We start from the raw sequence: 11,019 nt of genomic DNA, 5'->3' as shown, positions 1-11,019 counted from the left end.
TCCCGTACGCCGCACCGCCGCACCGGTCCGCGCCACCCGTGCGGGTGCGTGTCAGAGCGCGCCCGCGTCGCGGGCCGTCCACACCGAGGGGAAGAGCGGGCGGTAGCCCAGCTCGTCGCGGATGCGGACGGTGGAGACGACGCCCTCCCACGGGTCCTCCAGCGGCCGGTCGGCGCTGCCCTCGGGGACCGGGACGCCGTTCAGCCAGTGCAGTTCGGCCGCGGAGACCGGGGCGTCGTCGGCGACGTTGTAGATCCGGCCCGCCACCCCGGGCGCGTACAGCACCCGCAGGACGCCCTGCGCCACGTCGGCGTGGTGCACCGTCTGGAGCCGCATGTGCGCCGCCCAGCCGCCCGCCCAGCGCAGCGAGTCCGCCAGGTGCGGATCGCCCTCCCCGTAGACGAAGGCGAGCCGCGCCACCCGCACGTCCAGGCCGCGCTCGCGGTGCAGCGCCAGCAGCCGGTCCTCGGCCTCCTTCTTCGCCGCCGGGTAGGCGCCCCACATGCGCCCGCCGGGGACCGGGACGTCGTCCTCGACCGACGGCCTGCCGTGTCCGGTGCCGTACACCAGATTGGTGCTGACCTGGACGAAGCGGGTGACGCCCGCGGCGGCCGCGGCCTCGCCCAGCGCGACGGCCGCGTCCCGGCAGACCGCCATGCACTCGTCGTCCGGCACCCCGCGGAAGGCCGCGGCGACGTTGACGACCGCGTCGGTGCCCTCCAGCGCCCTGGCGACGTCCGCGGGCTCGCGCAGGTCGCCCGCCAGCACCTCGGCCCCCGCGCGGGCCAGCGGCTCGGCCCGCGCCTCGTCGCGGACCAGTACGCGTACGGTGTCGTCCGGGCCGGTGCGCTGCAGCAGCCGCGGGACGAAGCGGCGGCCGACCTGGCCGGTGGCCCCGGTGACCAGAATCCTCATGATGTCCTCCTGGGATCGGTGCGGTGCACGGCGGACGGGACGCGTCCGCCGGCGCCCTCCACCCTGCGGCGGCCCCGTCCGGGCCGGGAGAGACCTGCCGATCCAGGGAGTGGCACTCCCTGGATAGCCCGCCCCGTCGGCCGCATGCTGGAGGGGTGGACCGACCAGAACTCGCCGACTTCCTGCGCCGCAGCCGCGCCCGCCTGGCACCCGCGGACGTGGGCCTGAACGGCGGCGCGCGCCGCCGCACCCCGGGACTGCGCCGGGAGGAGGTCGCCCAGCTGGCGTGCATGTCGGTGGACTACTACACCCGGCTGGAGCAGTCCCGCGGCCCGCATCCGTCCCGGCAGATGCTCACCACGCTGGCCCGCGCGCTGCGGCTGACCGCCGACGAGCGCGACCACCTCTTCCACCTGTGCGGGCAGGAGCCGCCGCGGGACACCGCGGGCAGCGGGCACGTGCGCCCCGGCCTGCTGCTGGTCCTGGACCGGCTGCACGACACGCCCGCCCAGGTCGTCAGCGACATCGGCGACGTCCTCGCGCAGAACGCGATGTCGGTCGCCCTCAGCGGTGACGTGTCGGCCCGGCCGCCCGCGATGCGCAACATGATGCGGCGGATGTTCACCGACCCGTCCGCCGGCGCGATCTTCCCCGCGGAGGACCGCGAGCACCACGCCCGCGCGAGCGTGGCCAACCTGCGCGCGGTGCTCGCCGCCCGGCCCGACGACCCGCGCGCCGCCGCACTGGTGGCCGAACTGCGGGCGGTGAGCGCGGAGTTCTCCCGGCTGTGGGACGAGCACCAGGTCGCGGTGCGCCGCTCGGACGCCAAGCGCTTCGTGCACCCGGTGGTGGGGGAGCTGACGCTGGACTGCGAGGTGCTGCTGAGCGCCGGGCACGACCAGCAGCTCATCGTCTACACCGCGCGGCCGGGAAGTGAGTCGTACGAGCGGCTACAGCTCCTGCGGGTGGTCGGACTGCAGGATCTGACGGCCCGCTGATCGTACTGCTGTTCCCCCGCGTGCGGGCCTGACGGCAGCTCAACTGCCGTGCGGGACACGGCAGGTGAATGCGCGCCTGTGCCATGGCGTAATCCCGCGGAATGAATTGCCCGTTGCGGGCTCCCTTCGGAGCGGCAGGCGCCGGTAACGTGGGCTTCGGTTCGGCGGGCGCGATTCCCCCGTGCGCGTCCGCCGAACCACTGACCGGCCGCTGCGTGAGCGCTCCGCACCGCAGGCCCCCTTCGCGGCGTGTGCGCCGACCGTATGAACCCCGCGGTCCGGCGGCCCTTCCGCGCCCGTGCCGCCCGTGCCGTGCCGCTTACGTTGAGGGCGCAAGCGGCGGCGGGCGGCGGCGAGGAGCGGGCACATGGTGCGCGGAGTGGGCTGGACGGTGCACGGCGACGGCCGCAGCCCGCGCCCCGGCGAGGTGGTCCGGCCCGGCGAACGCCTCAGCTGGGGCCGCACGGTGGGGCTGGGCGCGCAGCACGTCGTCGCGATGTTCGGCGCGACCTTCGTGGCCCCCGTCCTGATGGGCCTCGACCCCAACCTGGCCGTGCTGATGTCGGGCGTGGCCACCGTGCTGTTCCTGCTCGCGACCGCCGGGCGCGTCCCCAGCTACCTCGGCAGCAGCCTGGCCTTCGTCGGCGTGGCCGCGACCATCCGCGCGCAGGGCGGCGACAGCGCGACCCTCACCGGGGCGCTACTCGTCGTCGGGGCGGTGCTGTGCGCGTGCGGGCTCGCGGTGCGCGCGCTCGGACCGGGCGTCGTGCACGCGGTGCTGCCGCCGCCGGTGACGGGCGCGGTGGTGCTGCTCATCGGCTTCAACCTCGCGCCGGTCGCGGCCGGCACGTACTGGCCGCAGGACCAGTGGACCGCGCTGCTCACGCTGCTGTTCACCGGTTTCGCGCTGGTGGGGCTGCGCGGCTTCGCGGGGCGGATCGCGATCTTCCTCGGGCTGCTGTTCGGCTACGGGATCTCCTGGCTGTTCGACCGCGTCTTCGGCCGGATCGGCGTGCAGCACACGGCCACCGGGCACACCGGCGGCCACTGGCGGCTGGACCTGCACGAGGTCGGCCATGCCGCGTGGTTCGGCTGGCCGAGCACCCACGCGCCCTCCTTCGACGGCTCCGCGGTGCTCGTCGCGCTGCCCGTGGTGATCGCGCTCATCGCGGAGAACGCCGGGCACGTCAAGGCCGTCGGCGAGATGACCGGCGACCGGCTGGACTCCGTACTCGGCACCGCGATCGCCGCCGACGGCGGCACCACCGTGCTCTCCAGCGCCTTCGGCGGCCCGGCCACCACCACCTACGCCGAGAACATCGGCGTCATGGCCGCGACCCGGGTCTACTCCACCGCCGCCTACTGGGCGGCCGCGGGCTTCGCGATCCTCTTCGGCCTGTGCCCCAAGTTCGGCGCCGTGATCGCGGCGATCCCCGGCGGGGTGCTCGGCGGCATCACCGTCATCCTCTACGGCATGATCGGGCTGCTCGGCGCGCGCATCTGGGTGGAGAACCGGGTCGACCTGGCCAACCCCGTCAACCTGGTGCCGATCGCGGGCGGTGTCGTCGCGGGCATCGGCAACGTCACCCTGAAGATCACCGACACCTTCTCGCTGAGCGGCATCGCGCTCGGCACCGTCCTGGTGCTCGTCGGCTACCACGTGGCGCGCCTGGTCGCGCCCGCGTACCTGCGCACGGGCTCCTTCGGCGCGGACGGCGGACCGGGCGGCGGACCGGGCGGAGGATCCGGCGGCGAAGACGCCGGGGGAGCGGATACGCCGGGGGGCGGATGACACCGGACCGGCTCCCACTCCGGTCGGGGCCCCCGCCCCCCGGCGGGCTCTGGGGTGCTACTCGGCCGCCACGGGGGCCGGTTCGGGTGTGCCGCCCGCGACCTTGCGGCTCGCCCCGTGCGTCCCGACCACGCCCGCGCCGAACACCAGGCCCAGCGTCAGGACCGTGACCAGGCCGAAGGAGACGGTCAGCGACGACGCCCCGGCGATGCCGCCGATCGCGGCGGGCGCCACCAGGCCCGAGGTGTACGTGACGGTCGCGACGCCCGCGATCGTCCGGGCCGGGTTGGACCCACTGCGCCCGGCGGCCGCGAAGCACAGCGGCACCACGACCGAGATGCCCACGCCGATGAGCGCGAAGCCCGCGATGCCCGGGGCCGGGGAGTGGGCGAACACCACCAGCAGGCCGCCCGCGGTGGCGATCACGCCGCCCACCCGGATCGCCAGGACGGCGCCGAGCCGGCGGACCGCGATGTCGCCCAGCAGCCGGGCGGTGGCCATCGTGCAGGAGAAGGCGGTGTACGCGAGCGCGGCTATCGCGGGCGAGGCGTGTGCGATGTCGCGCAGGAAGACCGCGCACCAGTCGGCGGTGCCCCCCTCGGCGAAGACGCCGCAGAATCCGATCGCACCGATCACCAGCGCGGACTTCGGCGGCAGCGCGAAGCGCGGCGGCGCGTCCTCGTCGGCCGCCGGGTGCAGGTCGGGCACCTGCGAGGACAGCAGCAGCGCGACGGTCACCAGCACCGCGGCGACCACCCCGAGGTGGATCCGCCCGTCCAGCCGGGCGTGCGCGGCCGGCACGCCGACGGCGGCGCCGAACAGGGTGCCGACGCTCCACATGCCGTGCAGACCGGACATGATCGACTTGCCCTTGTGCTCCTCGACGGCGACGCCGACCGCGTTCATCACGACGTCGGCCATGCCGGCGCTCGCGCCGAACGCCAGCAGCGCCAGGCACAGGAACGGCAGCCCGGGGGCCAGCGGCGGCAGCACGAGGACCGCGCACCACAGGGCGAGCAGCATCCGCAGCGCGGCGCGTGAACCCAGCCGGTGCATCAGCCGCCCGGCCAGCGGCATCATCAGCACCGAGCCGATCGCCGGGCACACCAGCGCGATGCCCAGTTCGCCCGCGCTGAGCCCCAGATGGTCCTTGATCCACGGGATGCGGGTGGCGAAGGTGCCCTGGACGGCGCCGTGCACCGCGAAGACCGTGGCGATGGCCAGGTGGGAGCGGCGTACCCGGGCGGGTGTCCAGTTGGTGTCGGGGGCGCTCGTCGTCATGGTGCGTAAACTATCAGGAAGCCTGCCTGAAAGTTAAGTCCCGGGCAGCCACCGGTCTGGAAGGATCGCCCGCATGACCGCCACCCGCGCGCACCCCGCCAGGAACGCGTCACCGCGTACGGCCAGAGCCATCAACGACCGGCTCGCCCTGCGCCTGCTCCAGCAGGAAGGGCCGCTCACCGCCGCGCAGTTGAAGGAGCTCACCGGCCTCTCCCGGCCCAGCGTCGCCGACCTCGTCGAGCGCCTCCAGGAGTCCGGCCTGATCGAGGTCGTCGGGGAGTCGGGCGCCGCGCGCCGCGGCCCCAACGCGCGCGTCTACGGCATCGTCGCGGACCGCGCCCATGTCGCCGGGCTCGACGTGCGGGTGGACAGCGTCGGCGTGGAGATCGCCGACCTCCTCGGCCACACCGTCACCCGGGCCGCGCTGACCGTCGCCCCGGACGCCGACCCGGCCGCCACCGTCGAACGCGGCGTGCACCTGCTGCTCGGCGCGGCCGGCGGCACCCCCCTGCACACCGTCGCCTGCGGCGCGCCCGGCCTGGTCAACCCGGTCACCGGGCGGCTCGCCGTCACCGGCGAACTGCCCGCCTGGCACGGCGACCTCGTCGACGAGGTCCGCCGCAGGAGCGGCGTGCCGGTGCTGCTGGAGAACGAGGTCAACCTCGCCGCGGTCGCCGAGCAGCGGGTGCGCGGCGGCGCCCCCGACGAGACGTTCGTCCTGCTGTGGATCGGCGGCGGAGTCGGCGCCGCCCTCGTACTCGACGGGCGGCTGCGGCGCGGCTTCTCCGGCGGCGCGGGCGAGGTCGGCTTCCTGCCGGTGTCCACCTCCGGGCGGCTGCCCACCGCCACCAACTGCGACGACGGCTTCCACGGGCTCACCGGCAGCCGCGCAGTGTGCGCGCTGGCCGCCGAGCACGGCATCCGCACCGCCGCCCCCGCCGACGCCGCGGCCGCCGCGGACGCGGTGCGCACCGGGACCCCCGGCTTCCTCGACGACCTGGCCGCCCGGATCGCGGTGGGCGCCTCCGCGATCTGCGCGGTCCTCGACCCCGGGCTGCTGGTGCTGGCGGGCGAGGTGGGGGCGGCCGGCGGCCAGGACCTCGCCGACCGCGTCGGCGACCGGCTGGCCCGCCTCTCCCCGCTGCGGACCACGGTGGTGCCCACCGCGATCCCGTCCGGCCCCATCCTGCGCGGCGCGGTCATCACGGCGATGGACTCGGCCCAGGAGGCGGTCTTCGCCCCCGCGGGCTGAGATCCCGCGGGCTGAGATCCCGACGGGCGAGATCCGGTATGGGGCCGGGCCGCGGGGCGGCGTTCCGGTACGGCTCCCCGCCACGGCGCGGAGCCGTACCGGTGCGGGAACGGAGGAACGCCCTGGTGACGGCTGCGGCGGCGCGGGCGGGCGGGGCCGCACGCCCGCGCGCGCCGGGCGGCCGCAGTGGCGGAGCACACACCCGCCGGGGGAGGAGCGCGGTGAAACGCCCTGGAGCCGTGCCGGTCCGGCGTGGCAGACTGGGGAACGTACTTAGTGACGTACGCGCACTCCGGGGTCGGTGTAATTCCGAACCGGCGGTTACAGTCCGCGACCCGACCGCATCCAGCGGCCGGTTGACCAGGTGAAATTCCTGGACCGACGGTGAAAGTCCGGATGGGAGGCAGTGCGCGGCGGGCGTTCACGACGGTGCGCCGCCACGGCGGCAGGTCGGGTCGATCTGCCGGTGCCGCAAGGTGGGGTGTCGGGTGTGTACGCGCGTCGAAGCCCCGGAGTTCCGTGCCCGATGCGGCAGGAGGACCCGGTGGCCACCACCACGGAAACCGACGCGATGCGCCGAGCCGTCGCGCTCTCCGCACGCGCCCTCGGCGCGACCGCCCCCAACCCCGTCGTCGGCTGTGTGATCCTCGACGACGCCGGCAAGCCCGTCGGCGAGGGCTGGCACCGCAGGGCGGGCGGCCCGCACGCCGAGATCCACGCGCTGGAGGCGGCCGGCCCCGCGGCCCGCGGCGGCACCGCCGTCGTCACCCTCGAACCCTGCAACCACACCGGCCGGACCGGCCCCTGCGCCGTGGCGCTCGTCGAGGCCGGGGTCGCCCGTGTCGTCTACGCCGTGGCCGACCCCAGCCCCGCCGCGTCCGGCGGCGCCGCGACCCTGCGGGCCGCGGGAATCGACGTCGAGGGCGGGCTGCTCGCCGCCGAGGCCGAGGCCGTCAACGCCGCATGGCTCACCTCGGTGCGCCGCGGCCGCCCGTACGTGCTGTGGAAGTACGCGGCCACGCTGGACGGCCGGATCGCTGCCGCGGACGGCAGCAGCCGGTGGATCACCTCCGCGGAGTCCCGCGCCGACGTGCACCGGCTGCGCGCGCGGGCCGACGCGGTCGTCGTCGGCTCCGGCACCCTGCTCGCCGACGACCCGCACCTCGCGGTGCGCGGCGTCGAGGGCGCGGTGCAGCCGCTGCGGGTCGTCGTCGACACCCGGGCGCGCATCCGTCCCGGCGCGCGGGTCCTGGACGACGCGGCGCCCACGCTCGTCGCCGTCGCCAAGGACGCCGACACCGCCCACCTCGACACCCTCGACGGGCCCGAGACCGTCCGCCTGCCGTACGGACCCGGCCCCACCCGCGGGCTGGACGTCACCGCGCTGCTCGCCGAACTGCACGCCCGCGGCGTCCGCTCCGTCCTCCTGGAGGGCGGGCCGACGCTCGCCGGGGCCTTCGTGGCCGCCGGGGCCGTGGACACCGTCGTCGGCTATCTCGCGCCCGCCCTGCTGGGCGCGGGGCCGGGCGCTCTCGGCCCGGCAGGAATCAGCACCCTCGCGCAGGCGTTGCGGCTCGACGTGACCGACGTCGCCCGCCTCGGGCCCGACCTGCGTATCACCGCCGTCCCCACTGCTGCACAGGAGAAGTGACGTGTTCACCGGAATCGTCGAAGAACTGGGTGAGATCACCGCGGTCGAGGAGCAGTCCGACGCCGCCCGCTTCACCGTCCGCGGACCCGTCGTCACCGAGGGGGCGAAGCACGGCGACTCGATCGCCGTCAACGGGGTGTGCCTGACCGTCGTGGACCTCGGCGACGGCAGCTTCACCGCCGACGTCATGGACGAGACGCTCAAGCGCTCCAGCCTCGGCGCCCTGCGCCCCGGCTCCCGCGTCAACCTGGAGCGCCCGATGGCGCTCGGCGGCCGCCTCGGCGGACACCTGGTGCAGGGGCACGTGGACGGCACGGGCACGGTGCTGGAGCGCACCCCGGGCGAGCACTGGGAGATCGTGAAGATCTCGCTGCCCGCCGACCTGGCCCGCTACGTCGTCGAGAAGGGCTCGATCACCGTGGACGGCATCAGCCTGACCGTCGTGGACGCCGCCGCCGACCACTTCACCGTCAGCCTCATCCCGACCACCCTGGAGCTGACCACGCTCGGTGTGAAGCAGCCCGGCGACCCGGTCAACCTGGAGGTCGACGTCATCGCCAAGTACGTCGAGCGCATGCTCGGCGCGACCGGCTCCGGGGCCCCCGGAGATGTGCGATGAGCGCGCTGCACTGGCTCGACGCCGAGGCGTTCACCGCCTTCGACCAGCACGTCATGTGGTCCGACATGATCGGCAACCTGCTGGGCCTGGCCGCGCTCGCGCTCGGCTGGCGGCGCGCGATGCTGACCTGGCCCGTCCAGTTGCTGTCCGGTGCGGTGCTGGTCGCCGCGTTCTGGTCGGCGCACCTGGGCGGCGGGGTCGGCAAGCAGTTCGTCGTCATCACCGTCGCGGTGTGGGGCTGGTACCGCTGGCGCGGCGGCCGTACCGACGACGCCGGGCGGGTAGCGATCCGCTTCGCGACCTGGCGGGAGCGCGCCGTGCTGGTCGTCGCCACGGGAGCCGGCACCGCCGCGGTCGCCGGGCTCTTCCTGGCCTACCCGTCGCTGTCGTGGAACCCGTGGCCGGACGCGTACATCTTCACCGGCACGCTCGCCGCGATGTACGCCCAGGCGCGCGGCTGGGTCGAGTTCTGGTTCGCGTGGCTGGCCGTCGACGTGGTCGGCGTGCCGCTCAACTTCCACAGCGGCCTGCCCTTCTCGGGGCTGGTCTACATCGTCTACTTCGTCCTGGTCATCGCCGGGATGTACGCCTGGTGGCAGCAGACCCGCCGGCCCGACGCCGGGGCCCGGGTCCGCCCGAGCAGCACCGTCGCGGAAGGAGTGACGGCATGAGCGCCGTGACCGCACTGCAGGACGACTGGTACGACGACGAGGACCTGCGCCTGGACCCGGTGGAGCGGGCGATCGCCGACATCGCCGCGGGCCGGCCGATCGTCGTCGTCGACGACGAGAACCGGGAGAACGAGGGCGATCTGATCGTCGCCGCGGAGAAGATCACCCCGGAGATCGTGGCCTTCATGATGACCGAGTGCCGCGGGCTGATCTGCGTCCCGCTGGAGGCGCCCGACCTGGACCGGCTGGAGCTGCCGCAGATGGTGGACTCCAACACCGAGTCCATGCGGACCGCCTTCACCGTCTCCGTCGACGCCGGGCCCGAACACGGCGTGACCACCGGCATCTCGGCCGCCGACCGCGCCACCACCATCCGGCTGCTGGCCGAGTCCACCAGCGTGCCCGGCGACTTCGTCCGCCCCGGCCACGTCTTCCCGCTGCGCGCCCGCAGCGGCGGCGTGCTCACCCGCCCCGGCCACACCGAGGCCGGAGTGGACCTCGCCCGGCTCGCCGGACTGCGCCCGGCCGCGGCGATCGTGGAGATCGCCCGCGAGGACGGCACCATGGCCCGGCTGCCCGACCTGGTGCCCTTCGCCCGCAAGCACGGCCTGGCCATCATCTCCATCGAGGACCTGATCGCCTACCGCCGCTCCGCCGAGCCGACCGTGCGCCGCGAGGCGTCCACGACGCTGCCCACCGCGTACGGCGACTTCCGCGCGTACGGCTACCGCAGCACCGCCGACGGCGTCGAGCACATCGCGCTGGTCGCCGGGGACATCGGCGAGGGCGACGACGGCACCGACGTGCTGGTGCGCGTCCACTCCGAGTGCCTGACCGGCGACGTCTTCGGCTCGCAGCGCTGCGACTGCGGCCCGCAGCTCCAGGCGGCGCTGCGCCGGATCGCCGAGGAGGGCCGCGGCGTGGTGCTGTACCTGCGCGGGCACGAGGGCCGCGGCATCGGCCTGCTGTCCAAGCTGCGCGCGTACGAGCTGCAGGAGCGCGGCCGCGACACCCTGGACGCCAACCTCGAACTCGGCCTGCCCGCCGACGCGCGCGACTACGGCGCCGCCGCCCAGGTGCTGGCCGACCTCGGGGTGCGCTCGCTGCGGCTGATCACCAACAACCCCGCCAAGACCGGCGCGCTGGTCCGGCACGGCCTCGACGTCCTGGGACGCGAGCCGATGCCGGTCGGGGCCGGGGAGCACAATCTGCGGTACCTGCGGACCAAGCGCGACCGGATGGGGCACGACCTGCCCTGGCTGGACACCGTGGCCCGCCCCCGCACCGTCGAGGCCGGCAACGGCACTGAGCACCGAGGAGACAAGTGAGCGGCAAGGGCGCCCCCGAGCTGACCGTCAAGAACTGCGGCGACCTGCGGGTGGCGGTGATCGCGGCCCAGTGGCACCAGCAGGTCATGGACGGCCTCGTGGACGGGGCGATGCGCGCCCTGCACGACCTCGGCATCGAGGAGCCGACGCTGCTGCGCGTGCCGGGCAGCTTCGAACTGCCCGTCGTCGCCAAGGCGACGGCCGCCCGCGGCTACGACGCGGTCGTCGCCCTCGGGGTCATCATCCGCGGCGGCACCCCGCACTTCGAGTACGTCTCGCAGGGCGTCACCGCCGGGCTCACCCAGGTCACCGTGGACACCGGCGTACCGGTCGGCTTCGGCGTGCTGACCTGCGACACCGAGGAGCAGGCACTGGACCGCGCCGGACTTCCCGGGTCGAACGAGGACAAGGGCCACGAAGCGGTCACCGCCGCGGTGGCCACCGCGACCGTGATCCGTTCACTATCCGAGCCGTGGCGCTGACCGGTCCGCGCTTCCCCGTACGCTAGGGAC

Annotated in this window: 10 protein-coding genes and 1 riboswitch; of the genes, 8 read left to right on the top strand and 2 right to left on the bottom strand. The window is 74.8% G+C overall.

All coding sequences use genetic code 11. The features are described 5' to 3' along the window. Positions 1-51: 51 nt before the first annotated feature. A complete protein-coding gene (locus tag ACH4PY_RS13225; RefSeq protein ID WP_398180203.1) occupies positions 52-915 on the bottom strand; it encodes an NAD-dependent epimerase/dehydratase family protein in 864 nt (287 codons plus the stop codon). A 155-nt stretch (positions 916-1,070) separates the two neighbouring features. Here ACH4PY_RS13225 and ACH4PY_RS13220 point away from each other — a divergent pair, with 155 nt between their 5' ends. Further along, positions 1,071-1,913 (top strand): helix-turn-helix transcriptional regulator, encoded by an 843-nt coding sequence (locus ACH4PY_RS13220; protein WP_398180200.1) that lies wholly within the window; start codon positions 1,071-1,073, stop codon positions 1,911-1,913. Between the two features lie 367 nt (positions 1,914-2,280). Further along, positions 2,281-3,705: a uracil-xanthine permease family protein gene (locus ACH4PY_RS13215; RefSeq protein ID WP_398180197.1), complete on the top strand. Its 1,425-nt coding sequence runs from the start codon at positions 2,281-2,283 to the stop codon at positions 3,703-3,705. Between the two features lie 57 nt (positions 3,706-3,762). Here ACH4PY_RS13215 and ACH4PY_RS13210 read toward each other — a convergent pair whose 3' ends face one another. Then, positions 3,763-4,986: an MFS transporter gene (locus ACH4PY_RS13210; RefSeq protein WP_398180194.1), complete on the bottom strand. Its 1,224-nt coding sequence runs from the start codon at positions 4,984-4,986 to the stop codon at positions 3,763-3,765. A gap of 73 nt (positions 4,987-5,059) precedes the next feature. On the opposite strand from ACH4PY_RS13210, the gene ACH4PY_RS13205 reads away from it, so the two are divergent. From ACH4PY_RS13205 to ribH, 6 genes are all read left to right on the top strand, one after another. Beyond that, positions 5,060-6,238 carry an ROK family transcriptional regulator gene (locus ACH4PY_RS13205; RefSeq protein ID WP_398180191.1) on the top strand — a complete coding sequence of 393 codons (1,179 nt, stop codon included), beginning with the start codon at positions 5,060-5,062 and terminating at the stop codon, positions 6,236-6,238. A 283-nt stretch (positions 6,239-6,521) separates the two neighbouring features. After that, positions 6,522-6,652: riboswitch (FMN riboswitch) on the top strand. Between the two features lie 130 nt (positions 6,653-6,782). Then, the gene (gene ribD, locus ACH4PY_RS13200) at positions 6,783-7,889 is read left to right on the top strand and encodes a bifunctional diaminohydroxyphosphoribosylaminopyrimidine deaminase/5-amino-6-(5-phosphoribosylamino)uracil reductase RibD (protein ID WP_398180188.1); all 1,107 of its coding nucleotides are present in this window, start codon (positions 6,783-6,785) and stop codon (positions 7,887-7,889) included. A 1-nt stretch (position 7,890) separates the two neighbouring features. Continuing rightward, complete coding sequence (locus ACH4PY_RS13195) at positions 7,891-8,508, top strand: riboflavin synthase (RefSeq protein WP_398180185.1); 618 nt, start codon at positions 7,891-7,893, stop codon at positions 8,506-8,508. Continuing rightward, positions 8,505-9,179, top strand: coding sequence for a nicotinamide riboside transporter PnuC (locus ACH4PY_RS13190; protein WP_398180182.1), 675 nt, complete (start codon positions 8,505-8,507; stop codon positions 9,177-9,179). The genes ACH4PY_RS13195 and ACH4PY_RS13190 overlap by 4 nt, the downstream gene beginning before the upstream one ends. Continuing rightward, the gene (locus ACH4PY_RS13185) at positions 9,176-10,507 is read left to right on the top strand and encodes a bifunctional 3,4-dihydroxy-2-butanone-4-phosphate synthase/GTP cyclohydrolase II (RefSeq protein WP_398180179.1); all 1,332 of its coding nucleotides are present in this window, start codon (positions 9,176-9,178) and stop codon (positions 10,505-10,507) included. The genes ACH4PY_RS13190 and ACH4PY_RS13185 overlap by 4 nt, the downstream gene beginning before the upstream one ends. Further along, complete coding sequence (gene ribH, locus ACH4PY_RS13180) at positions 10,504-10,989, top strand: 6,7-dimethyl-8-ribityllumazine synthase (RefSeq protein ID WP_398180176.1); 486 nt, start codon at positions 10,504-10,506, stop codon at positions 10,987-10,989. The genes ACH4PY_RS13185 and ribH overlap by 4 nt, the downstream gene beginning before the upstream one ends. Positions 10,990-11,019 lie beyond the last annotated feature (30 nt).

Origin of the sequence: Streptomyces sp. NPDC021224 (genome assembly GCF_044332905.1) — a bacterium.
In the GTDB taxonomy this organism is placed as follows: Bacteria; Actinomycetota; Actinomycetes; order Streptomycetales; family Streptomycetaceae; genus Actinacidiphila.
Note: the sequence above shows the minus strand (reverse complement) of the source record. Positions and strands in the feature narration are given on the sequence as shown.